General features: G+C 58.5%; 23 protein-coding genes. 10 read left to right on the top strand and 13 right to left on the bottom strand.

Features of this window, described 5'->3' with window-relative positions; genetic code table 11:
- Positions 1 to 89 precede the first annotated feature (89 nt).
- Complete coding sequence (locus M9Q49_RS25090) at positions 90 to 644, top strand: hypothetical protein (RefSeq protein ID WP_254512008.1); 555 nt, start codon at positions 90 to 92, stop codon at positions 642 to 644.
- Between the two features lie 57 nt (positions 645 to 701).
- Here M9Q49_RS25090 and M9Q49_RS25085 read toward each other — a convergent pair whose 3' ends face one another.
- A complete protein-coding gene (locus tag M9Q49_RS25085; protein WP_254512006.1) occupies positions 702 to 1,988 on the bottom strand; it encodes a Gfo/Idh/MocA family protein in 1,287 nt (428 codons plus the stop codon).
- Between the two features lie 175 nt (positions 1,989 to 2,163).
- Between M9Q49_RS25085 and M9Q49_RS25080 the strand changes: the two genes are divergently transcribed.
- Positions 2,164 to 2,664 (top strand): DinB family protein, encoded by a 501-nt coding sequence (locus M9Q49_RS25080; protein WP_254512004.1) that lies wholly within the window; start codon positions 2,164 to 2,166, stop codon positions 2,662 to 2,664.
- A 247-nt stretch (positions 2,665 to 2,911) separates the two neighbouring features.
- On the opposite strand, the gene M9Q49_RS25075 is transcribed toward M9Q49_RS25080, so the two are convergent.
- The 6 genes from M9Q49_RS25075 to M9Q49_RS25050 form a co-directional block, all read right to left on the bottom strand.
- A complete protein-coding gene (locus tag M9Q49_RS25075) occupies positions 2,912 to 4,594 on the bottom strand; it encodes a leucine-rich repeat domain-containing protein (RefSeq protein ID WP_254512003.1) in 1,683 nt (560 codons plus the stop codon).
- Between the two features lie 196 nt (positions 4,595 to 4,790).
- The gene (locus M9Q49_RS25070) at positions 4,791 to 5,225 is read right to left on the bottom strand and encodes a hypothetical protein (protein WP_254512001.1); all 435 of its coding nucleotides are present in this window, start codon (positions 5,223 to 5,225) and stop codon (positions 4,791 to 4,793) included.
- Positions 5,222 to 5,866, bottom strand: a complete 645-nt coding sequence (locus M9Q49_RS25065; protein WP_254511999.1) for an RNA polymerase sigma factor — start codon at positions 5,864 to 5,866, stop codon at positions 5,222 to 5,224. The genes M9Q49_RS25070 and M9Q49_RS25065 overlap by 4 nt, the downstream gene beginning before the upstream one ends.
- A gap of 53 nt (positions 5,867 to 5,919) precedes the next feature.
- Positions 5,920 to 6,804 carry a hypothetical protein gene (locus M9Q49_RS25060; RefSeq protein ID WP_254511997.1) on the bottom strand — a complete coding sequence of 295 codons (885 nt, stop codon included), beginning with the start codon at positions 6,802 to 6,804 and terminating at the stop codon, positions 5,920 to 5,922.
- Between the two features lie 56 nt (positions 6,805 to 6,860).
- Positions 6,861 to 8,969, bottom strand: a complete 2,109-nt coding sequence (locus tag M9Q49_RS25055) for a serine/threonine-protein kinase (RefSeq protein WP_254511995.1) — start codon at positions 8,967 to 8,969, stop codon at positions 6,861 to 6,863.
- Positions 8,970 to 9,372: 403 nt separating this feature from the next.
- Positions 9,373 to 10,785, bottom strand: a complete 1,413-nt coding sequence (locus M9Q49_RS25050; protein WP_254511993.1) for an FHA domain-containing protein — start codon at positions 10,783 to 10,785, stop codon at positions 9,373 to 9,375.
- 158 nt (positions 10,786 to 10,943) lie between these two features.
- Between M9Q49_RS25050 and M9Q49_RS25045 the strand changes: the two genes are divergently transcribed.
- Complete coding sequence (locus tag M9Q49_RS25045) at positions 10,944 to 11,138, top strand: hypothetical protein (RefSeq protein WP_254511992.1); 195 nt, start codon at positions 10,944 to 10,946, stop codon at positions 11,136 to 11,138.
- Positions 11,135 to 11,554, top strand: coding sequence for a type II toxin-antitoxin system VapC family toxin (locus tag M9Q49_RS25040; RefSeq protein ID WP_254511990.1), 420 nt, complete (start codon positions 11,135 to 11,137; stop codon positions 11,552 to 11,554). The genes M9Q49_RS25045 and M9Q49_RS25040 overlap by 4 nt, the downstream gene beginning before the upstream one ends.
- A 17-nt stretch (positions 11,555 to 11,571) precedes the next feature.
- On the opposite strand, the gene M9Q49_RS25035 is transcribed toward M9Q49_RS25040, so the two are convergent.
- Both M9Q49_RS25035 and M9Q49_RS25030 read right to left on the bottom strand, forming a co-directional pair.
- Entirely contained in the window at positions 11,572 to 12,156 is a 585-nt protein-coding gene (locus tag M9Q49_RS25035; RefSeq protein ID WP_254511988.1) for an RNA polymerase sigma factor, read from the bottom strand.
- A 77-nt stretch (positions 12,157 to 12,233) separates the two neighbouring features.
- Complete coding sequence (locus M9Q49_RS25030; protein ID WP_254511986.1) at positions 12,234 to 12,473, bottom strand: type II toxin-antitoxin system Phd/YefM family antitoxin; 240 nt, start codon at positions 12,471 to 12,473, stop codon at positions 12,234 to 12,236.
- Positions 12,474 to 12,562: 89 nt separating this feature from the next.
- On the opposite strand from M9Q49_RS25030, the gene M9Q49_RS25025 reads away from it, so the two are divergent.
- The 3 genes from M9Q49_RS25025 (at position 12,563) to M9Q49_RS25015 (ending at position 14,837) form a co-directional block, all read left to right on the top strand.
- Complete coding sequence (locus M9Q49_RS25025) at positions 12,563 to 13,345, top strand: SDR family NAD(P)-dependent oxidoreductase (RefSeq protein WP_254511984.1); 783 nt, start codon at positions 12,563 to 12,565, stop codon at positions 13,343 to 13,345.
- Between the two features lie 61 nt (positions 13,346 to 13,406).
- Entirely contained in the window at positions 13,407 to 14,015 is a 609-nt protein-coding gene (locus tag M9Q49_RS25020) for a hypothetical protein (protein ID WP_254511982.1), read from the top strand.
- A gap of 147 nt (positions 14,016 to 14,162) precedes the next feature.
- The gene (locus M9Q49_RS25015; RefSeq protein WP_254511980.1) at positions 14,163 to 14,837 is read left to right on the top strand and encodes an FHA domain-containing protein; all 675 of its coding nucleotides are present in this window, start codon (positions 14,163 to 14,165) and stop codon (positions 14,835 to 14,837) included.
- A gap of 6 nt (positions 14,838 to 14,843) precedes the next feature.
- Here the strand turns inward: M9Q49_RS25015 and M9Q49_RS25010 are convergent, their stop codons facing one another.
- The gene (locus tag M9Q49_RS25010) at positions 14,844 to 15,872 is read right to left on the bottom strand and encodes a nucleoside hydrolase (protein WP_254511978.1); all 1,029 of its coding nucleotides are present in this window, start codon (positions 15,870 to 15,872) and stop codon (positions 14,844 to 14,846) included.
- 101 nt (positions 15,873 to 15,973) lie between these two features.
- On the opposite strand from M9Q49_RS25010, the gene M9Q49_RS25005 reads away from it, so the two are divergent.
- Positions 15,974 to 16,450: a hypothetical protein gene (locus M9Q49_RS25005; protein ID WP_254511976.1), complete on the top strand. Its 477-nt coding sequence runs from the start codon at positions 15,974 to 15,976 to the stop codon at positions 16,448 to 16,450.
- Between the two features lie 35 nt (positions 16,451 to 16,485).
- Here M9Q49_RS25005 and M9Q49_RS25000 read toward each other — a convergent pair whose 3' ends face one another.
- The 3 genes from M9Q49_RS25000 to M9Q49_RS24990 form a co-directional block, all read right to left on the bottom strand.
- Positions 16,486 to 17,301, bottom strand: a complete 816-nt coding sequence (locus M9Q49_RS25000) for a toxin-antitoxin system YwqK family antitoxin (RefSeq protein ID WP_254511974.1) — start codon at positions 17,299 to 17,301, stop codon at positions 16,486 to 16,488.
- A gap of 319 nt (positions 17,302 to 17,620) precedes the next feature.
- Complete coding sequence (locus tag M9Q49_RS24995) at positions 17,621 to 17,911, bottom strand: type II toxin-antitoxin system RelE/ParE family toxin (protein WP_254511973.1); 291 nt, start codon at positions 17,909 to 17,911, stop codon at positions 17,621 to 17,623.
- A gap of 1 nt (position 17,912) precedes the next feature.
- Positions 17,913 to 18,140 (bottom strand): addiction module protein, encoded by a 228-nt coding sequence (locus tag M9Q49_RS24990; protein WP_254511971.1) that lies wholly within the window; start codon positions 18,138 to 18,140, stop codon positions 17,913 to 17,915.
- Between the two features lie 440 nt (positions 18,141 to 18,580).
- On the opposite strand from M9Q49_RS24990, the gene hisA reads away from it, so the two are divergent.
- Together hisA and M9Q49_RS24980 are read left to right on the top strand one after the other, a co-directional pair.
- Entirely contained in the window at positions 18,581 to 19,297 is a 717-nt protein-coding gene (gene hisA, locus M9Q49_RS24985; protein ID WP_254511969.1) for a 1-(5-phosphoribosyl)-5-[(5-phosphoribosylamino)methylideneamino]imidazole-4-carboxamide isomerase, read from the top strand.
- Between the two features lie 148 nt (positions 19,298 to 19,445).
- Entirely contained in the window at positions 19,446 to 21,560 is a 2,115-nt protein-coding gene (locus M9Q49_RS24980; RefSeq protein WP_254511968.1) for an elongation factor G, read from the top strand.
- Positions 21,561 to 21,656: the final 96 nt, after the last annotated feature.

Genomic DNA, 21,656 nt, shown 5'->3' with positions numbered 1-21,656 from the left:
AAAGTTCGTGCGAAAAGTAACCTGCGATACAGCTGCTTGCCAGCGGACCGGCTGGCAGTCGAGAATCGAAGGCAGGAGATTTGAAACCGATGGCTGACGCACATTCGCTTGAGCAGTTTGCCTTGCAATGGTTGCAACGACAGTTGGCCGAAATGCTGGGCCGCCGCGATTCCGCGGGCTGGGCGTTTCCCGCCGAACTGCGGCTGACCGAGTTGCCCGAGGCAGTGAGCCCATGGCAACTCTTCGCCGAGTTTCGTCACCGCGGCCTGCGAGTGCCGCCGCTGTTTCTCTCGTGGTATCAGTTCTGGCTGATCACAGGCGTTTCGATCGTGCTGTTGCTAGCCTCGATTTGGAACGGCCTACCGCTGCAAGATCTGGCTGTTGTTCTCTGCGGCGGGCTGGTGGTGTGGGGCATTCGGTTGGTCATCGCGCGCTGTCTCTTTGGCCGCGTGCCCATAGCAAAGACGGTGGGCGAACTGGCTCAGCAGTTACTCTGGAAGAACCCCAAGTATTTCAGCCGGCTGTCGGGAATTCCGCTCACGCACGAGCTGATCAAGAAGATCGTAGTCCAGCACCTCGTTGAAATGACCGGCTGCGACGAGGACGAGATCACCGAAGAGACACAGCTCGCGGAATTGCTCTAGCCAGATGCGTCGCTGGCAAATGTGCCAGCGACTGAAACTCATTGCCGTTGTGTGTTTCTACGACAACTGCAACTTCCACGGCGAGCGATACGGCCGACTGAGAATCGCGGCAGCATCGGCATCGTCGACCTTTTCAGCCACTGGATCCCATTTCAATTTCTTGCCGAGGCGAGTCGTCGCATTGGCAAGATGGCAGACGGTGGCAGTGCGGTGGCCGATTTCGACATCGCAGATCGGGTTGTTGCGCGAGGCGATGCAAGCCACGAAATCCTTGTGATGGCCGGGGCTCTTGTAGAGCTTGGTTTCCATCGACGCGAGGTCGAGCTTGAGCAACTCGGGATTGCTGGCTTCGATCTTGCCGCGGTTGACCCACACCTGACCCTTGTCACCGATGAAGGTCGTGCCGCCGGCGATGTCCTTGCCGTTGTAGTCGTACTTTCCTTGCGTGACGATCATCTTCACGCCGTTCGCATAGGTGCAAGTCACGCGGCAGGTTTCGCTCACTTCATGCCACTTCATCGGATGGAAGCTGGCGGTTCCTTCGAACTCGACCGGGCCGGTGTCATCCATGCCGAGGCCCCACTGGGCAATGTCGATGTGGTGAGCCCCCCAGTTGGTCATTTGGCCGCCCGAGTAATCCCAGAAGAAGCGGAAATTGTAGTGCACTCGCTTGGAGTTGTACGGCCGATACGGAGCTGGGCCGAGCCACATTTCGTAATCGAGCTGCGGCGGCGGATCGCTGTCGGCCACCGGTTCGCCCGGATGGTTCGACTTCGGCAAGCCGACGAGCACCGTGTGCACCTTGCCGATGTGGCCGTTGCGAACGAGCGTGCAGGCCTGGTGAAATTCCTTGCTGCTTCGCTGCTGCGAACCGGTTTGCACCACGCGCTTGTACTTGCGAGCGGCTTCGACCATCTTGCGACCTTCGGCTACGGTGAGCGTGAGCGGCTTTTCGCAGTAGACATCCTTACCCGCTTCGCAAGCATGAATCGTCGTCAAGGCGTGCCAGTGATCGGGCGTCGAGATCACGACGGCGTCGATGTCTTTTCGCTCGAGCATCTTGCGATAGTCGCCATAGACCTCGCACTTGCCACCTTTGTCTTCCACCATCTTGGCGGCCTTGGCAGCGTTGTCTTTGTCGACATCGCAGATGCCCGCGCAATTGCTGATGAACGGCCCGAGATTGCCGCGGCCCTGTCCGCCGAGACCAATGTGCCCCGTGACAACTCGTTCATTCGCGCCCCAAGCGCTGCGCGGCACAAACAGCGGACAAGCCATCGTCGACGCCATCGCAGCGGCCGACGCGGCGAGGAAGGAGCGACGAGAAACAGAATGACGAGCCATGAATCAACTCCTGGCGATCAGAATGAGAGGTTGGATGCGGAAGGGGAACGTTATTGTAACTCGCGGCCGAGACCAACGTCAGCCGCACCCCAGCATCGCGGGGCTTGTACGAAAATGGACGTTTGTATAGATTGTCCCGCGCGATCAACGTTCATTTCTTCTCGCGAGGTCGATCATGTCTTACGCCGACGTTTTGCTTCCTGAGTTCGATGCCGAAATGGCCAGCACGCGCAAGGTGCTGGAGCGCGTTCCCGAAGATAAATGGGATTGGAAGTGCCATCCCAAATCGCACACGATCGGTTGGAACGCGAACCACATCGCCGAAATTCCTGGCTGGGTCGCCGGTTCGTTGCAGTTCACCGAGTGGGACGTCTCGCCCGTCGGCGGCGAACCCTATCGCACTCCTACGTATCGCACGCGGCAAGAACTGCTGGCCTTCTTTGATAAGAACGTCGCCGAAGCGCGCACAGCCATTCAGACCGTGAAGGATGAAGACCTGGGCGTGGCTTGGTCGCTGAAGTCAGCCGGTCAGACGATTCTCACGATGCCGCGAGCGGCGGTGGTGCGGACGTTTGTGATGAACCATTTGATTCATCACCGCGCGATCCTGACGGTTTACTTCCGACTGAATGACGTGCCGGTGCCGGGAATGTATGGGCCGTCGGGAGATGAGTAGCGCGCTTGAGCGTTCCCTCTTCAGGTAGCCCGAGCCGTGAGGCGATGGGGAAGTGCGAGAGGACGCGCGATTCACGGACGTGCGGCAGCATAAAAAGAAGCGAAGTTGGCCTGGACCCCGAGTGCATCACCGCGGTCGCGAATTGTGCTGCCGCACGTTGCCAACGACCACGTCTTCGCCACGGCATCGTTACGGTGTGTGCCGCAAGTGTCCCGCCGTCGATTGAAAATACTTCGTCCGCCGCGTGTCAGTAAATCTCGCGGCGGACGTACGCATTTGGCAACTGGCGCTTGAATTCCTCCTCTTGCTCCTTCGTCACTTCCTTCCAGATCGAAACGGCGCGCAGACTCTTTAGTTTATACACATGGCTGAGCGCGCTGCCGTCCACTTGTCTTGGAAGCTTAAGGGTACCGAGCTTGGGTAAACCATTCAGATGTTGAAGACCTTCGGCATCGACACCTGTCCGTTCCAACGTCAGGTCGGTGAGCTCAGGCAAATCCTTGAGCGCTTCCAACCCGGGTCCTTTCACGTTAGGTAGCGCTCCAAAGGTCAAATATTGGAGTTTCTTCAAGTTCGAGAGTGCCTCAAGTCCAGAGTCGGTAATTCCGCCGCCGGCGAGTTCCAGGCTTTCTAAATTGACTAAATCGCCAAGATGTTTCATGCCTCGATCGGTCAATTTCTCGGGATGGAGAGTTTTCCAAGGCGCTTGTTCGTTATCATTTCCTTGATACCCGTATTTTGGCATCGTGAGCTTTTTCAGCTGTTGAAGCTTTTTCAGTTCGGCACAACCATCATCCGTGATTCCGCACCAACCCAGGTACAACTCCTTGATTCCGGGCTTGTCCGCCAGATATTGCAAACCTTCTCCAGTAAAGCCGAGAAAACCGAACTCAATTCGTTCGAGCTGTTTCATTCCGCTCACGTGCTTCAACCCGGGACCGGCGACATGCGTGCCCCCTAGATCCAGGCGTTTGATTTTCGTGAGTCCCGCGATGTGGACGAGTCCGGCGTCGGTGATGTGCTCGGATCCGAGATGGAGATCTTCGAGGTCGGTGAGATTGGCAAGGGGAGCGAGGCTTTCGTCCGTCACGGAGGTCAGTGGCAACCACAGTTGTTTCAAATGCGTTGCACCGGCTAGATTCTTCAGACACTCGCCGTTGATTCCAGAGTTGATGTTTAAGTGCAGCGTTTCCAGATGGGGCATGCTGGCCAGACAAGCGAGATCCTCGTCGGTCAAGGAAGCGCTGCCGATTGACAAGAACTTCAACTGCTTCAATTGATCCAGGGGCCCAAGTTCGCCGTGATGCGAAGTCGAACCCAGGCCAAACCCTTCCAAATGCGATAGTTTAGCGACGTGGGCGAGGCCCATCGCAGTGATTTGCTCGGCGCGATGCAGGTCGAGTCGTTTCAGATTGACAGCCTGGGAGAGCGGCTCGAGTCCCGCATCGGTGAGGTTTTCGCCACTGAGTGTCAGTTCCTGCAAACCGTTCAGCTGAACGATTTTCGTGAACTGCGCATCGGTCACGTCGCGACCTGCGAAGCTCTTCACCAACGAAAGCTTCTGAATCATGTCGAGCAAAGGATCGACTTTGGCTCCGTAAGGAAGCTCGATCTTCCACCCTTCAGGCTGCTGCTCGCAACTCACTTCGAGCTTTTTTAAGGCCTGCACCGTGTCCATATCGCCGGAGAGGTCGGCTGCTGGTTTGGGGGCGGGTTCCGGCTTCGGAACGACAGTAGGTGCTGACGGTTCGGGGACTGACTCTGGATTCACCGGCTCAGCCACAGGTGGTTTGTGTTCCACTTGAGACGGAACATTCGTCGCGGTGGGTGCGGCCGGTTCACTGGACGTACAACCAGCGCTCAATACAGCTGCGAAGAAAATCGCCTGGACAGAATAGGAACGCAGAGACATAGAGCCTCCAGAGCACAACGAAAAGAATCGTGCGCTGGATTATAAAAAACATCCGTTGGCGGCGATATATGGCGCGCCTTTAAGGATCGGATGCTACTAAGAAGTTTGCCTTGCTAGGAAATCACCGCGGCCCGCGTATCACTCTTATTATTGAGCACTTTCGCCATCCGACGCACGGCTTGCTTGAGCATCGGCTGGTTTGTGAAGATGCAGGTCAGGGTGTGTGCCGCAAATGCCCAGCCGTCGATTGAAAATACTTCGTCCGCCGCGTGATGATCAGTTCTTGCGTTTCTTCCTGCTGTGATCGCAGGTCGGCGTAGTTGGCCTGGCAGTAGCGGCAACCGATTTCGTCGAGGTGAAAGCGGATGTAGTTGGCGTGGTCGTTGTCGAGCACGCCGAGCAGGTAACTGCCAAGTTGCTGACGGTCGGGGCAGCTCAGGCGATGCTTGCGCCAGATTTCGCCGACACTGTGTACGCCCGCTTCGCGACGACCGAGAATGTTCGACAGTCGGCGGAGTGTTTCGGGCCGCTCGCGCAGCTCGTGTTCGATCGCTGCCATCGCTTCGGAGGGGAGCAGCTCCTCGAGATAGGCTTCGAGTTCGGCATCTGTTAAGCGACGGTTGGGTTGCGAGGACGCGGGCGTACTCATGGTTGCGACTCCTCGTCGGCAAGCTCCGGAAAAACTTCAGCCGACAGTTCTTGCTTCTGCACCATCGTCCGCAAACGAGCGATGAAGTCGAACTTGTAATTGGCGACTTGCTGCTCGCTGAGGCCGAGTTCTTCGGCGACTTCTTTGTTGGCCCAGCCGCGGACAAAGAGCAGTTCAGCGCACATCAACTTCTGCCATTCACCTTTTTCGGCCCAGCGTTCGATTTGATCGCGGAGGGCGGCGGTGACGGCTTTTTCTTCGAGGTCTTTGCGTTCACCACTGCGGGCGATGCTGCTGGCCGGGCGTTCGCTGCCGGCGATGTGCCATTCGCCCGAAGAGTCGTTGCTGCTCGACAGCGGCACGGCGGGGCGGCGGCCTTCGCGGCGCAAGTGATCGGTCAGTTTGTAGGCACAGATCGAAAACAGATAGCCTTCGAGCGGCCGTTTGCCGTCGAAGTTCGGCAGGCTGTTGAGGAAGCCGAGGAAAGCTTCTTGCACGATGTCTTCGCTGGGTGCGCGGCGGCCGAGGCGGCTTTCGACAAACGCGAGAAGCCGTCCTTCATAACGGGCAATCAGATCGGTCCAAGCTGCAGCTTCGCCCTGACGGATGCGATCGATGAGGAGCGTGTCGGCATCGGCCAAAGCAAGTGATCCTGAAGAGGTAAGGCGGAACAAAAGTCCGTCCTACGAAACGCTTACAACCAGTGAATCCACCGCGAAACCATGGCGCCGGTGGCTACGATGGCCAGTATCGCTGCGGCAGCCATGAACTGCAAGCGGCCCGTATAGTAACCCCGCGTCGCGTTATCGAGACGGAAGTAACCAAACACGGTAGCGAGCAGCAGCAGCACGCCTCCCATCACCAGGCCGGTCTCGGCCAGGCGATAAGTCGCGGTGAGCTCGCCCCATTTGCGATCGAGCAACTCGCGAAACTCCTTGTCGAACTCGAGCTTTGCATGCACCTGATGCATCGCGCCGATCGAGACCGTGATCTTCTCTTGATACAGCCCGTTGGTGTGCAACAGCTTCTGCTTGATCTCGGGCAAGCTGAAACGGATCAGCTGCGGCGCGAGTTCCGATTGCAGATACTCGCCAATGTATTCCGAGGTCGCGGCGCGGAGCTTGGCATCGAGGGCCAGCATGGCTTCGCGCTGCGTCGAATGCGGATCGGAGCAAACCGAAGTCATGTGCACACTCCCCTCGCGGATCGGCAATGCTTCGACCCACGAAGGCCGGCCCGGCGGAATGATCACGCCATCGGGCGGCGTGCTGATTTCGATATCCGAGGATTCGGTCGGTTGCTCGAAGAACCGACTTTCATCATCGGGAGTTTGCTTCGGCGTAACTGCGGGCGACGGCGATGCCTTTTCTTTCGGCGCAGGACGATCGACATCGGGCAACGCAGCGCGAACGGGCGAAGACATGACAAAGCCGCCGGCAAACAAAGCTGTGAGACCGAGTGACAAGGCAACGCAGAGCGAACCGAGCGCGCCATGCACCAGCGGCGGCAAACGCTTCGCAGCCAACGGTTGAACCGCCACGGCCAGGCTCAGCAGAGCGACAATGATGAAAATTTCCATAACGTTCTTCCTCCGAATTCAACCTGCAATCTGCAATCTTAAATCTGCAATGGTCCCTACGTCCTCAAGCCCGCATTCGTCTTCAGCGCAGTGCGATCCTGCGGCGTAAACCACGCCGCCGACAGTTGCACGCTGACGCTGATCGCGCCGATCAGCATCACGCCCCACGGTTGCGGGAACGGCCAAGCCAGGCTCCACAAAAAGGCCGCGAGCAAAGTCACGACGAGCGGACCGACTTGCAGCCGCGATGTGCGGAGCGGATCGGTTTGTTTCCACCAACCCACCGTGGCAAACACGGCGGCAAAGTACGCCAGAAACGCAGTCAGTCCCGGCACACCGCTGGAGTCATACATGCTGCGACTGGCCAGCGATTCGCTGATATCTTGAGCATGAAAGGCGTGACCCGCCGAAGTGCCGACCATCAACACTTGGCTGGCGAGGAATGAAAATCCGGCCAGACCAAGGCCGAGAACCAGCTGAGCAAACCGCCGTTTCCACGGCTCACCGGCGCGCGGCTCCCAGAACTTGCCGGCGACGAGCACCAGCCACGAACCCGCCGTCGCCGTGAGCGTGAGCCAGGTGAAGAAGTTCCAGGTGCCGATGCCGCCGTGGTGCAGATCCTCATGGTTGACGATCATGATCACAAAGCAGAGGACGGCTGAGATCAGCGCCGAGGCGAGCATCGAACCCGAGAGTTCGCCCGCGCGATCGCCGCCGGTCTTCATCGTCAACGCGTGACGCCCCAGTTGTTCGATGGTCAGTGGCTTGCGCGAACGGTTCTGCAGCGCGGGTTGCACGGTCGTCGCAGGCGCGGGAGCCGGCACGGCGGTCGGCGGTCCCTTACCCGCGAGCGCGAGCATCCGGACGCCGAGATACAGCACATACACGGCGGCCAGCGCGATGAGCACTGGCACCAGCCAAAAGCCGTTGAAGACAGCGAGTACGGTCACGGCCAGGATGAGCGCCACTTTCACGGGCGTATTCATGCTGCCGTGGTTCCACCACTGCGCGAGACGATTGCCGCCGGCGAACATCGCTTGCGCGATCGGTTCGGTCGGCTGCACGGGCGTGGCCACGGGAATCGCCGTCATCGAAGTTGGGATGACGCGCGGCCGTTGGCTGTGTCGCGATTGTTGCATCGGGCCGAACTGCATTTCGCGTTCGTCGTCGCCGATATACATCGGTGAGTCGTTGGCAGGAGCCTGCACCGGGGCCGCAATCACCACGGGCTGCGCGAAGGCAGTCGGCCTGCTGTGGTTGACGCCCTTGGCAACAGGGGTTTCCGTATTCATCGCGGCGAGCATTTCGCTCACGCTGGCGAAACGCTTTTCGGGATCCTTGAGCAAAGCCCGTTGAATCACCGCGCGATACGAGGCTGGCACCGCGGTCAGATCGGGATCTGCCGTGAGGTGCTTCATGATGATCTCTTGGCTGCTCTCGCCATCGAACGGCACGCGGCCAGTCAACAGTTCGTACAGGATCACGCCCAGCGCGTAGATGTCGATTTCCTTGCCATACACACCCTTGCCGATTTCGGGGGCCATGTAATGGAAGGTGCCGACGCTCTCTGTCTGACCGCTGCGACGGCTGGTCGAAATGAATTTGCTCAGGCCGTAGTCGCCGACCTTGACGTAGTCCTGGTCCTCGAAGATGTTCCCCGGCTTCAGGTCGCGGTGAATCAAACCGTGGTCGTGCAGATACGCCGTGCCCGCCGCGATGCCGCGGAACCAAAACTCAACCTGGTCGCGCGGCAAGCCGTTCGGGTTGCGATCGAGAACGTCTTTCAAACTCGGCCCGGCGACATATTCCATCACGATCCAGGCGTCGCCGTGGTCGTCGTAACGAATGTCGTACAGGTCGATGAGGTTCGGGTGCTTGAGATTGAGGCACTGGCTCGCGCCGCGCAGCTCGACCTCCAAGTTGCGCTCGACATGCTTGAGCGCAAGTTCCTTGCCCGCGTCGGTCGTGGCGAAATAGACTTCGCCGAAACCGCCGCGACCAATGCCGCGCTTGAGCGTAAAGCCATCGAACGGGCGCGTACCGCTGGCGAAGGTAAATTTGATGCCGCCGGTTGGTTTCGCAACGGGCACGCCCGCCGACAGACCGGCAGGCTTGTCAGCGTTGTTCTCGTTGTCGGCGGACATGGTGGCGGCTCGCGAATTCATCGGTCCACTTTCTTCTGATCCCGTGGGCGGATCATTGATTCTGCCATCGCTGGAGTCCCGGCTTCAGCCGATCTTTGTGAGCGATTGCAGTTCAGCCGGCTGTAGCCGGCAATTCAACCTACAGACCAATTCTGTGCTTAGGTGTTCGCCCTGGCGACGAAAATCTTGGCGGCTGACCGCCGGAATCGGCAAAATCGGCGCGCAGCGGATCTTCATAAGTTCTACTCCGCCGGCAGCGGCGGCGTTTCAAGGAGCGAACTGGCCCTCCCTCGGATTTGACGTAAGTGAAGCTCCCGTTTGCGGTTAATCGAACTTGCGGGAGAGAAAGGGGCTAGAGATTAGAGGTGAGGAGTGCTGTCGTTCCTGCCTCTCTAGCCTCTAATCTCTGGCCCCTAACCTCTTTCTAGCCCACCGGTTCCAAACTGAGCGAAAAGTCCGGCCCGACGATCCGCGAACGGACGCTGAGGCGACCGCGGCCTTCCTGCAGCCGGCCGTCGATCTCCAGGGACTCCATCGCCCGGCAGAAGAGGTTTTCTTCCTGGCGATAGAGCACGACATCGGTCGCCCAGTCGCGGCAGATGACATGGTTCTGCCACTTCGGTCCGAGGACGGCCGATTCTGCCATTAGCAGCACCGCATCGGCGAACGGGTGCGTACGATGACTGCTCAAAATTTCCAGCCGAGCCGAAGCACTGAGGGCGTGCGGTTTGCGGAATCGCAGACGCACTCCTTCGCCCAGTTCGAATTCATCGCCGTCGTTCAGCAGGGCCGGTGCTTTGATTTCTTTGCCGTCGATCCGCACTCGTCCCTGTCGCTGGGCCGCGGCGCCAGCGAAGTTTTCGTTCGCTGCCAGCGGATCGAGAACGTAGCCTTCGCCTTGGCGACGGATGCTGACATGCCGGCGGCGAATATCGGCTTGGATCGGCACGTCGACTTGATTGCCCGGATGCGATTGGCCGATGACGATTTCATCGCCGAGACAGACGAGATAACCGCCGACAGCATCGACCCACAATAAGAATCTCGCGCCGCTAGTGCCTTCATCTTCATCGTCACGATTGCGTCGCAGTGACGAGGACCAGGGTTGCGTATCGCGGGCCACACGCGAATCGCCCAGTTGTCCGCCAACTTCCGACCAAGCCTGCCGCCGCGCATTGCGAGCCAGTCGGCACTGCGGCGAGATCTGCAAGATCTGCTCGGCGAGACTCAGCGTTTGCGTCCAATCGTTGGTTGCCAGCGCAACATGCAGTTGCTCTTGGGCGACGCGACTTTGCTCGCTCGCCTCGCGTGCTCTTTTCAGCAGCTCTTCGAGTTGCGGCAGATCGGGACGAATCGCCACGGCCGCTTGTAGTTGCTCGATGGCTTCGGCGAAAATCGCCCGCTCTCGCAGTTTGCTGGCCGATTGCAGCCGACGGGCGACTTCGCGCAGCGAATCGAGCGTGCCGATCTTCACCTGACGACGAGCGAGAGCATCGATCCGCGCGAGCGCGCCATTCGAGTCATCGGCCGCCAATGAACGGACGACATCGGCCAGCGCGGCATCGACAACGCCCCGCTCCGCTGCGAGAAATTCATTCGTCTCACCGGCCCATTGCTTGCTTTGTTCCAAATCGCGCCAGGCCGCGTCAAATTCTCCTCGTTCGCTCCGCTCCGCCGCCCGCTTGCCAGCAGCAACGGCCACCTGTGCCAGCATTTGCTTGATGGGGAGATACGTCAGCAGCTCATCGGCCTGCAGAATGGCAGCAGCATGTTCCAACCGCCCCTGCGTGAGCGCAGTCTCGGCCTCTTTCAGCTTGAACCGCCACGCAGCAAACATGAGCCCATCCAGAGATGAAACAATCGGTCTGATCCTTCTCTATTCGCTCTCCCGCGGCATTGCTTGTCAACTGTGGGGAAGAAAAGAAGAAATTATCCGGTGCGGCGATTTGACCGATTCGCAGTTGACATCGACAGCTCCTGGTCCAGAATTAAGTTATGACCATCGATACAACCACCAGCGCCGTCAATCAACTTCATGAAGCGATCACTCGCATACAGGCCGGTGTTCATGATGCTGACGCCGCCGAGAAAGCTGCGGAGCGGATGGATCGCATGCGTGAAGAATTGCGAAATAAGATCGGGACGATAGCTGTCGCAGTTGAGTTGATCCGAAATGCCCGCGACCAATGAAGTTCGTTCTTGATTCGAACATCGCGATCAAATGGGTGCTCCCCGAAAGTGACTCTCTTAGAGCCCTCTCATTGCGAGATGACTTTCTCAAGCAGATCCATGAGTTCATCGCGCCAGACGTTTTCCCCGTGGAAGTCGCGCACGCCTTGTCGAAGGCCGAACGTCGCGGCCTTGTTCCCCATTTGGAATCAATCGTCAGACTAGTCGACGTACTGGCGGTTGCGCCCATTCTGCACCCGCATCTGCCGTTGCTCTCGCGAGCGATGGAAATTTCGACTCACGCGAGGATTGGCGTCTACGACTGCTTGTATGTAGCGCTGGCTGAGAAAGAAGGTTGCGAGCTAATTACCGCAGATGCGCGACTTGCTGCTGCTTTGCCGAATTATCCGATTATTGATCTGGCGGAGTGGCCATAAGCGGGTGACTGCATATCCTACTCCTCATCAATCAACCCGCGCGATTCCTGTCGCAATCGCGCTAGGATGCGACTCTTCGCGATGAAGACAGCGTTGGTGGTGAGGTTTAGTTCTTTCGCCGCGGTTGCTGCTGACGCGCCGTCGAGCGCGACTCGTTCGAAGGCGCGCCAAGTGGCCGGTTCAAACTCGCTGCGAAGTCGAGCGAGCAGCTGCTGCGTGACGAAGCGATCGTGCTCGAGATCCCAGGCCTGCGTCAGACCGCTGTTGGGATCGGCCAGTTGATCGAGTAGCTGTTGCACTTCGGCACCGCCGGCGTTTTCGCGTTTGCGCGAGCGCCAGAAATCGCGAACGCAGTTGATGGTGATCGTCCGCAGCCAGGTGCGAAACGCGCCGGGCCGGCTGTTGTGCTCGAAGTCTTTCAGCCGTCGCGCGACGATGGTGAGCACGTCCTGCACCAGATCATCGGCATCGTTGGCCAGCACGGCTTGGCGTTTGAGCCAACCGCGAATGAGCGGATCGTAGAGTTCGACCAGCGTCTGCCATTGCTCGGCCGCGGGATCGTGGCGAATCCGTTCGAGCAAACTGGCGGACGTGGTGGACATGGGGAACTCACGGAAGAGAACAAGTCGTAACTACCACAGCCGCTGTACGGCGTAAGCGTCGAAAGCCACATCGCCACTCACGAGTGGAATGTTCTTGGCATGTACTCCGCAAAGTCGCGGAGATGCTCATCGTCTTCAGTATGAATAATTACCATGCCTTGCCCCCATCCTGGCACGGGAACCGAACGTGCACCTTGCACCGCCAGCTTTGCGACTGGCTGATCATTGCGTGTGATCACCAGTTCTTCCCCTGGCTGCAACTGGTCAATCAATTCCGGCAAGCGAGCTTGGACTTCGGCGATCGAAAGTGTTGGCATGCGTAATTCCTCGACTATGACGAGTGCAACTTACGAATTATACACTGCTTCATAGATGGATTGATTCCAATTCTCCCCAGGAACCTGCCATGACCATCCTCGATCGCTTTCGTCTCACCGGCAAACGCTTGCTCATCACCGGTGGCAGTCGCGGCCTCGGCCGAGAAATGGCACTCGCCTGTGCTGATGCGGGGGCCGATGTGATTTTGCTCGGCCGTGAGCCGGAGAGTTTGAATAAGACCGCCGATGACGTTCGCGCCTTCGGCCGACTGGCATTCACGATCGAGACCGACGTCGGCGACATGGCGCAATGTCAGGCCGCGTGCGAACGAGCGCTAGCCGAGTATGGGCCCATTCATATTTTGATTAACAATGTCGGCGGCCGGCGGCAGAACATCCCCACGCACGAGATGCCGCTGGAGACCTGGCGGCAGCTGATGGATTTGAATCTGACCAGCACCTTCTTATGTACGAAGCTCATCGGCGGCGCGATGCTCGCCCGCGGCGAGGGTGGCCGGATCATCAACATTGCGTCGATCAACTCGCTGGTCGCTGGCCGAAAGATCGAAGGGCGTCACTACGAAACGGCGAAGGCCGCCGTGCTGCAGTTCACCCGCGCGGTGGCTGCCGATTGGGCGCCGCATGGCATTACGGTGAACGCCATCTTGCCTGGCGGCTTCATGACCGAGCCGAATCAGCGATGGAAAAAGTTGCATCCCGAAGTGGTCGAAACTTTTCAGCAACAGATTCCCATGGGGAAGTACGGTGAGCCGCAGGATCTCGGTCCTTTGGCCGTTTATCTCGCCAGCGATGCCAGCCGCTACATGACCGGCGCTGGCCTCGTGATCGACGGTGGATACACGCTGTGGTAGAATGTAGCGTAACCTCTGCCGAACTCTCTTCTCCTCTCGTTCTCATCGTCGGCGGCCATCCATGCAGTTTTTGATCACAGCATTGCTGTTGCTGATTTATTTCGTCGTTGTGGCGACGCTGCTAGGCCGCTGGATGCTCGAGCCGATCAACTCCCAAGGTGGCCGCTTACAGGCGCCGACGCAGTTTCTGCTCACCGATTTCGTCTGGCTCTTATTTCAGTTGCAACTGGCGCTCGGCTTTTGCGTCACCTGGATTGGCGTGGAGCAGAAGCGGTTGTTCCCAGCCGTGCTCAGCTTCTTGATCTTTGCTGTCACGCTCATGTGGCTGTTTGGAGTGGGCTTTTTGTCGCGGGCGGGCGTTTCGCAGCCGGCGCGGCGGGCGATGTTCACACTGTTGCTCCTGCCGGCTTCGCTGGGAGTGATGATGGCGCTTCCCGCGCTGGTGGCGCTCATCGTGACGCTGGAAATTGATTTTTCAAGCTGGGCTGAGATCGAATTTATTCTGCGCGACTACCAACGCTATAAGGCGCTGCTGTGGATCATCACGCCGCTGCTGCCGGCGATTGCCTGGATGATGCGGCAGATCTCGTTTTGGATTGTTCGCGACCTGCCGGCCGCCGAAATGCTCACCGGCCAAAGTGTCGCGCACCTGCCGCAGGGTGGCCACTAATGTTTTGCGGAAATCGCATGTTTCGCGGCGATTTTGCGGCACAGCACCGGTGCTGGCGCTTGACCCTGCTTTCACCCGGATGCTATAAGCGAAAGTAGCAACAGGTCTCCTCGCACCGCCCTTTCGGGTTAGGCTGGCACGCGCGCGATGTCCGGAATCACACTTCGAGTTCTCGACGGCGCCGACCGCGGGCGTATCTTTCAAAACGTCGGCCCACCGATCACCATCGGCCGCGAAGAGGGGAACACGATCCAGCTCAATGACGAGCGGATCAGTCGTTACCACATCAAGATTCAAGAAGACAACAACCGCCTCGTCCTCACCGATCTCGACAGCACCAACGGTACGAAGGTCAACGGCGAAGACATCCAGCTGCGGATTTTAAAGTTTGGCGACATGATCGCCCTTGGCCGCAGCGTGCTGCTGTTTGGCTCGCGCGAGCAGATCGCCGGCCGCCTGGCGCGCTTGCGCGACGATGGCGAAGCCGCGATGACGGCTGATCCCGAGCAAATGCAGAAGGCCGCGAACTTCTCCTCGCTCGACTTCGAACTGAACTGGAACGAAGAGTGCGACATGCAAGCCACGCTGCACGCGCTCGAACCGCCAGAACTTCCCGACCGCATGACGCCGGGCCAGGCCGCGCAGCTGGCCGAAATTTTGGAATATCTCCACGTGCGGCTGCGCAACTTGATTCTGTCGGCTTCGGTCGAAAACAAGACGAGCAAGATCACGCTCGACCTGCGGCAATGGCAGGGGCTGATCGACCTGCAAGCGCGCCTGTCGGAATACCTCCGGCAGATCGGCAACCCGCGCGAAGAGTAATTTCGCTTACTTGCCGCGCCGCATGTGGATCAGCAGTTCATCGAGCACGCCTTCGATGTAGTCATCGTTCGGCTTGCCATCGCGGAGCCTCTTCTTCAAATACGCCTGGTTGCGATCGGCGTCGAATTTCCAAGTGAACTTCATATCGGGCTGCAGGTCCATGTAGCCGTGCTCCTCGATCTCCCAATAATCGCGCAGACCGCGCACGGCATAGAGGACGGCTGTAAGATCGGCGACGTGTCGATCGCGCAGTTGGCCGTCGAAGTAATGCTCGTAAGCGCGGCGAACCGGATTATCGGCCGGCGTTTTGGCGAGGCTTTTGCCCAACTCAAGGCCGCTCGGGACCGAGCCGATCTCGCGGCCGACGAAGACGATCTTGCCGGGCCAACTCTTGATGACGAAGGCAGCTGACTCGGCATCGCGCTGAAAGTTGACATTGCCGAGCTTGAGATCATCGCGCGGCGGATGGCCGACGAAATTACCGCCGAGACAGACGAACGTTTTCACTTTGCGTTTGATCAACTCTACGCCGCTCAGTCGATCCGCCGTTGCGGGCTGCTCGAGCAGCGTCTTTAGATTCGTGAGATAGCCGAGCGTGACGATCACGACGCTCGCATCGGGCTGTTTCTCGAGTACCTCGCGATAAACGGCAACCGAGTCTGAGATCTTGGCTGCGAACTTCGTCCGCTCGCGAAACTCCTTCGCCACCGGACCGGCGAATTTCGATTTCATCATCACGCTCTTGCCGCGCACGACACCCAGCGGCAAATCAGGCCGACCGAAGTAGGCGTTGATCGCCGCGACCGTCACGGCAGAATCGACGTCGCTCACACTGCAAACCGTCGCGAGGATTTCGCATTCCCCTTGATCGGCCAATGCATGCAGCACCGCGAGCGCACCGGCATCGTCGCAATCGGTGAGCATGTCGGTGTCGCAGAAGATTCTTACTCGATCAGCAGCAGGTTCCGCCGACCAACCGGTAGCAGGAGTGGTCAGCAGCAGCGCGGCAATCAGGATGTAATATCGATTGATCATGCGTGTGATTTTAGCGACTGCAAAAGTTCCCCGGCTTGGAATTCGACTTCGCCGCAACATAGAATCGGGCGATTCCCTTCAGCCTTCCCGGAGTTGCCGCCATGAAATCTCGCGTTGCCTTGCTGACTGCCTGTTTGTTCGCCGCCTGGCTGGCGAGCCCCGCGCTCATCTTCGCCCAAGGCGACGGCGACGTCGAAGCCAAGTTTGTGGCCATGCTGAAAAACGCCACGCTCAAGGGAACCTGGGCCCCGGTCGCCGGCGGCAAGCTCGGCTCGGAAAAGGGGAACGACAGCTACCAAATCGCTCGCGCTGAAAAGAGCGCCGAAGGGAAATGGAGCGTTGTCTCGGTCTTCAAGCTCGGCGACCGCACGATCGAGTTTCCGATTCCCTGCCAGGTGAAATTCGCCGGCGACACGGCGATCTTGATTCTCGACAACGTCAAAGCCGGCCCCGGCGCCGCCCAATGGTCAGCCCGCGTCATGTTCCACGACGACGTCTACGCCGGCCGTTGGTGGGAAACCGCAAACAAAGAACACGGCGGCACGATCAACGGCACGATCACGCGGGCCGAGAAGTAGATTTTGAGAGCAACCGAGGTACGCTTTCAGGCAGCCTAAGGTATCAACTCAGCCGACGAGATTTCTACAAAGTAAAGCGTGTGCTCGCGCAAGACGAGAGTTTCGTTGGAGTTGAGACAGGTTGCCAACAGCGACTCAATTATGGGATCGCCAGGTAAGAAGTTGGTGATGTTGCGATGGGGCGGGAAGAAATCGAAAGGATCGAGCACGCGCTCAGCGAGCGTGAGGTTCGTCCGTTGGCCATCAACATGCAATTGCCAGCGGTTGGTACGCGGTTGCCCGCGCTTGGTACTATTGTCCAGGGAAGGTTGGCTGATCAACTCCACGCAGGCGGCAGGGCGTTGCAACCTACTGAAGTCAGCGTCATCTAGTTCACATTTCCTGAGCAGCAATTCGATCGCTTGCTTCGTCGGCAGTCCGTTCCATTCGATGAGTCGCCCGTCGTCATACTTGGCTGTTTGCAGCGTGCGGCCCCCCGCGCCTTTCCAGATCCATTCACCGTGCAAGTAACCATCGCGGTACGATTTCTGCACGCTGATCTCTTCGGTCCCTGCGTAATAGGGTATTTCGTGCCAGATGCCGACGCGTTTGCCGTTGTGATACGCGCCGCCAGTTGATTTGCCGTGCGGAAGTCCATTCAGGTAGCCCTTGGAGTAGACGGTCTCGCCCGTTTCGACGTCTAAGAAAGTCACGCGCCGAAGATCGTTGTCGACGTAGTGTTTTTCGACAACGAGCACCGGAGATGTGGCTTTCTCAGTGATCGCATCCGGATTAGGTAGCCGCCAATATTGGCGCACGCCATTCAGCTGCGGCTTCCCATTCCAGCCGCGTCGATAAGTGCTGGTCGTCAACGTCATTCATTCCAAAGACGCCAAACTCCTTCGTCCAGAAATGTTGCCATCTGCCTGACGTGTCTCTGACCGTCAAATCGTGCCCAGGACTGTCTTCGGTGTAGTACAGGTGCGTCCGCATGTACGACTTCTGAGTCGTCTCGACCCACGGCAGGCGATAGACCACCAAAGAAATGCCCACCGCAGCCATCAGGACCAACAGAGCACGGAGCGAGAACTGGAGACGCGGGGCTCGTGCAGAAGAAGTGCCGATCATACGAAAATGCTTTCGGAAGGCGGGACGATCACACGGGCAGAAGCGAAGAAGTAATGTCGCTCACTACAATCGCTTGATCCAGTATCCCGGTCGTCGTGCGGCATGTTGGACCGCGATAATTTTGATGCTGTCACCAAGTTCAAGATAAACAACGAAGTACGGATACCGTTCCAGATTGCGGAATCTGGTGCCGTGCAAGTGTTCTGGCCATAGGCCTGGATTGGCAACAATCTGCTCAATTGCATGATCGAGCGCATTCAGAAATCGGTGCGCTGCGGTAACGCTTCGCTTGTAATACCAGCGATAAGTTCGGTTGACTTCGCGGTCGGCGGCAGGATCAAATTCAACGTTCAATTCATTCGCCCTTGTAGTCCAACATTCGTTGTCGAACTTCGGACCAAGGGGTCGTCTGCGTTTTGCCTGCAGTGATGTCGTCAACCCGCCGCTTGATTTCTGCAGACCAAGCTGCTTCATCGGCAAATTCGTCGTCGAGACTCTCTAACAAATGGCTGGCGAATAGTTCGCGCTCCTCGAGCGGCAAGCGGAGGACTTCCTCGAGCAATTTTTCGGTTTGTGGCGACATGCCTTGATTGTAGCAAAGGAACCCGAAGATCCGAAATTCGGTTTACACTCCAACCCCTCACCCTACCCCTCTTACCGGAGCACCGAGCAGAGGGAACTCACCGCCGCACCACCGCCGGCAATCCATCCCTTCGGGATAGAATTCGAGCGAGCCGAATTCGATGCTCTTAGCCACCGGCTTCAGTCGGTGGTGGGCCGATCCATTCGTCCCCGGCTTTAGCCATGGCCTTAACGATGGCTAAAGCCGGATGCATCGCGACGCTTCCCACCGGCTGAAGCCGGTGGCTAACGCCCGGCAGACTCTTCGCTCAGAAATATCACTCCACCTAGCTAATGCTGCGCACCACTCGGGATCCGCACTCCACCGCGTCCTTGCGTTCCCACACCTGCTGTGGCATATTGCGCGAGGTATCTCTGTTCGAGTGATGATTGGATTGTGTGATGGAAATCTGGCCGGCGATTGACCTGCGCGGCGGTAAGTGTGTCCGCCTCAAGCAAGGCGACTATCAGCGGGAAACCGTTTACGGCGAAGACCCCGCGGAAATGGCTCGGCACTGGGTGCGGCAGGGTGCGACCTGCCTTCACTTGGTCGACCTCGATGGAGCACGCGACGGGGCGCAAGCGAATCTAGCCGCGATCACGGCGATTCTCGCTGCCGTCAAAATCCCCATCCAACTCGGCGGCGGCATCCGGGACGAAGCGATCATCAACAGGCTGCTCGGTCTGGGCATTTCGCGACTCGTCGTCGGCACGAAGGCGCTCAAGGAACCGGCTTGGTTCAAGCAAATGTGCGCCAAGTATCCGCACAAGCTGGCCCTCGGCATCGATGCTCGCGATGGCAAGGTAGCGACCGACGGATGGCTAGAAACGAGCACCGCCCTGGCGGTCGATTTCGCGAAGAAGTTCTCTGGCGATGCGGTCGGCGCGATCATCTACACCGACATTGCTCGCGACGGCATGCTGCAGGGACCGAATTTGCCTGCCATGGCCGAGATGAAGAACGCGACAAAGATTTCCGTGATCGCCTCAGGCGGCGTGACTACGGCAGCTGATGTGACGGCGCTCGCCAAAGTGCCGATGGCCGGAGCGATCATCGGCCGCGCATTGTACGAAGAAACATTGACCCTTCCCGCCGCGCTCGCCGCAGTGAACGGCTAACGAAGAACCAACAACAAAGAACTAAGAACCACGAACTAAAAAACAAGGAACTCCCCGACGAACAACCTCGCATGATGCGAATGCACACGCAACGAACCTGCACCGTCGACGCCTCGCTTTTCTCTCCCTTTCTGCGAAGGATTCAGGCATGGCTAAGGTCACTGTGGCGGAACTTCGAAACATTGCATTTTGCGGGCATGGCGCGAGCGGCAAGACCACGCTGCTTGATCGCCTGCTCGCTCTCACCGGCGCGGTCCACGGCGAACCGAGCGTCGACAACGGCAGCAGCATCTGCGACTTCGATCCGGAAGAAAAAGCTCACAAGCGGACAATCGAGTCGAGCATCGTGCACTTCTCGCACGAGGGGAAGCGGATCAACGCGATCGATACCCCCGGCTATTCGGACTTCATCGGGCAGACGATTGGCGCTCTCCGCGCGGTCGAGATGGCTGCCATCGTCATTAATGCTCACAGCGGCATCGAGGTGAACACTCGCCGCGTCTTTCAAGAAGCCGGCAAGGCTGGCGTCGGGCGGATGATCATCATCAACCGCATGGACGACATCAATATCGACTTCCCCAAGCTGATCGAAAACATTCGCGACACCTTTGGCAACGCGTGCGCGCTCCTCAACATTCCGATCGGTCATGGCGCCGGCTTTAAAGGTGTCATTACGACGCTGGATAAAGGAGATGACGCCGGCGCGCTGCTGCCAGTATCGGAAGCACACACCCAACTCATCGAATCGATCATCGAAGTCGATGCAGCTTTGATGGAAAAGTATTTCGAAGGGGAAGAGCCTTCGCACGAAAAGGTCGAAGAGCTCACCGAGCAAGCCATCGCCCGCGGCACACTGATTCCCATCGTCTGCTGTTCGGCGAAGACCGGCGTCGGTTTGAAAGAACTGCTCGAAGTTCTCGCGCACGAAGCCTTGCCGCCGGGGCACATTCAACGGATTGCTTACAAGGAAGGCCATCGCGATGGAATCGAGGGAGACGAGATCAAGATCAAAGCCGATCCGGCGGCGCCGCTGATCGCACAGGTTTTCAAGACGCGGATCGATCCCTTTGTGCAGAAGCTTACCTATCTGCGGATTTATTCCGGCACGCTGAAGAAGGACGATCAGGTGCATGTTTGCGGCGCGAAGAAAGGGGTCAAGATTGGTCCACTGCTCGACGTGCAAGGGGCCGAAACGAAAGCCGTCGAGAGTGCCGGCGTGGGAGACATTGTCGCCGTGGCGAAGATGGAAGATCTGCACACCGGTAATTCCTTGGGCGAATTTGAAATGCCGCGCATTCCGTTCCCCACACCGATGGTCGGCTTGGCCGTGAAGCCGAAGAGCCATACCGACGAAGCCAAGCTCTCGACGTCACTGCATAAGCTCGTCGAAGAGGATTCGACGCTGAAGATCGAGCGCGATGTGCAGACCAAAGAACTAGTCATGACCGGCATGAGCGATCTGCATTTGCAGATCATTCGCGAACGGTTGCATCGGCGCGACAAACTCGACGTCGACAGCAAAGTGCCGAAGATTCCGTTCCGCGAAACGATCATGGCGAGTGCCGAGGGAAGTTACCGCCACAAAAAACAATCGGGCGGTCGCGGTCAATTCGGCGAGGTCCACATTCGCATGTATCCGCTGCCGCGCAACGTCACGCCGGAGCAGTTCTGCACGAAGGAACGCTTTCCGCAGATGAAGGAATTTCATTTCGACGAAACGCATCGCTTCTTGTGGGTCAACAGCGTCGTCGGCGGCAGCATTCCCGGCAACTTTTTGCCTGCCATCGAGAAAGGTTTCAAAGAGCGAATCGAAAAGGGAGTGATCGCTGGTCACACGGTGCAAGACGTTGCCGTGGAAGTTCACTACGGCAAGCATCACGATGTCGACAGCAGCGAAGCCGCGTTTAAGATCGCCGGCTCGATGGCATTCCGAAATGTTTTTCAACAAGCGAAGCCCGCGCTCCTCGAGCCGATCGTGCGGATGGAAGTGACCGTTCCCGAGAAGTTCATGGGTGATCTCTACAGCGACATGTCAGGCCGCGGCGGCCGCGTGCAAGGAACCGACTCGGCTGGCGGCGGCTATCAAACGATCTTCGCCGAAGTGCCGCTGCGCGAAGTCACCACCTATGCCCGCACGCTGAGCAGCATGACCGGCGGACAGGGGAGTTTTACGATGGAGCTCGCCCACTACGACATCATGCCGAGCAGCGTGCAGCAAGACATCGTGAGCAAGACGACGCTGCATGAAGAAGAGGAAGAGTAGCGAGCCGCTGAGAATGCACCCGGTGGTGGCGTTGGTAGCTGACCAGTGATCGCCCCACCGGCACGAGGCCGGTGGTCGCAGGATTGAAAGCTGGGC

It is taken from the genome of Anatilimnocola floriformis, from assembly GCF_024256385.1.
GTDB classification, from domain to species: domain Bacteria; phylum Planctomycetota; class Planctomycetia; order Pirellulales; family Pirellulaceae; genus Anatilimnocola; species Anatilimnocola floriformis.
Note: the sequence above shows the minus strand (reverse complement) of the source record. Positions and strands in the feature narration are given on the sequence as shown.

What these genes read in the sequence shown, in the direction of transcription:
- M9Q49_RS25090 (WP_254512008.1), top strand. Translation starts at nt 90, where the DNA reads ATGGCTGACGCACATTCGCTTGAGCAGTTTGCCTTGCAATGGTTGCAA.
- M9Q49_RS25085 (WP_254512006.1), bottom strand. Translation starts at nt 1,988, where the DNA reads ATGGCTCGTCATTCTGTTTCTCGTCGCTCCTTCCTCGCCGCGTCGGCC.
- M9Q49_RS25080 (WP_254512004.1), top strand. Translation starts at nt 2,164, where the DNA reads ATGTCTTACGCCGACGTTTTGCTTCCTGAGTTCGATGCCGAAATGGCC.
- M9Q49_RS25070 (WP_254512001.1), bottom strand. Translation starts at nt 5,225, where the DNA reads ATGAGTACGCCCGCGTCCTCGCAACCCAACCGTCGCTTAACAGATGCC.
- M9Q49_RS25060 (WP_254511997.1), bottom strand. Translation starts at nt 6,804, where the DNA reads ATGGAAATTTTCATCATTGTCGCTCTGCTGAGCCTGGCCGTGGCGGTT.
- M9Q49_RS25055 (WP_254511995.1), bottom strand. Translation starts at nt 8,969, where the DNA reads ATGAATTCGCGAGCCGCCACCATGTCCGCCGACAACGAGAACAACGCT.
- M9Q49_RS25050 (WP_254511993.1), bottom strand. Translation starts at nt 10,785, where the DNA reads ATGTTTGCTGCGTGGCGGTTCAAGCTGAAAGAGGCCGAGACTGCGCTC.
- M9Q49_RS25045 (WP_254511992.1), top strand. Translation starts at nt 10,944, where the DNA reads ATGACCATCGATACAACCACCAGCGCCGTCAATCAACTTCATGAAGCG.
- M9Q49_RS25040 (WP_254511990.1), top strand. Translation starts at nt 11,135, where the DNA reads ATGAAGTTCGTTCTTGATTCGAACATCGCGATCAAATGGGTGCTCCCC.
- M9Q49_RS25035 (WP_254511988.1), bottom strand. Translation starts at nt 12,156, where the DNA reads ATGTCCACCACGTCCGCCAGTTTGCTCGAACGGATTCGCCACGATCCC.
- M9Q49_RS25030 (WP_254511986.1), bottom strand. Translation starts at nt 12,473, where the DNA reads ATGCCAACACTTTCGATCGCCGAAGTCCAAGCTCGCTTGCCGGAATTG.
- M9Q49_RS25025 (WP_254511984.1), top strand. Translation starts at nt 12,563, where the DNA reads ATGACCATCCTCGATCGCTTTCGTCTCACCGGCAAACGCTTGCTCATC.
- M9Q49_RS25020 (WP_254511982.1), top strand. Translation starts at nt 13,407, where the DNA reads ATGCAGTTTTTGATCACAGCATTGCTGTTGCTGATTTATTTCGTCGTT.
- M9Q49_RS25015 (WP_254511980.1), top strand. Translation starts at nt 14,163, where the DNA reads ATGTCCGGAATCACACTTCGAGTTCTCGACGGCGCCGACCGCGGGCGT.
- M9Q49_RS25010 (WP_254511978.1), bottom strand. Translation starts at nt 15,872, where the DNA reads ATGATCAATCGATATTACATCCTGATTGCCGCGCTGCTGCTGACCACT.
- M9Q49_RS25005 (WP_254511976.1), top strand. Translation starts at nt 15,974, where the DNA reads ATGAAATCTCGCGTTGCCTTGCTGACTGCCTGTTTGTTCGCCGCCTGG.
- M9Q49_RS24990 (WP_254511971.1), bottom strand. Translation starts at nt 18,140, where the DNA reads ATGTCGCCACAAACCGAAAAATTGCTCGAGGAAGTCCTCCGCTTGCCG.
- hisA (WP_254511969.1), top strand. Translation starts at nt 18,581, where the DNA reads ATGGAAATCTGGCCGGCGATTGACCTGCGCGGCGGTAAGTGTGTCCGC.
- M9Q49_RS24980 (WP_254511968.1), top strand. Translation starts at nt 19,446, where the DNA reads ATGGCTAAGGTCACTGTGGCGGAACTTCGAAACATTGCATTTTGCGGG.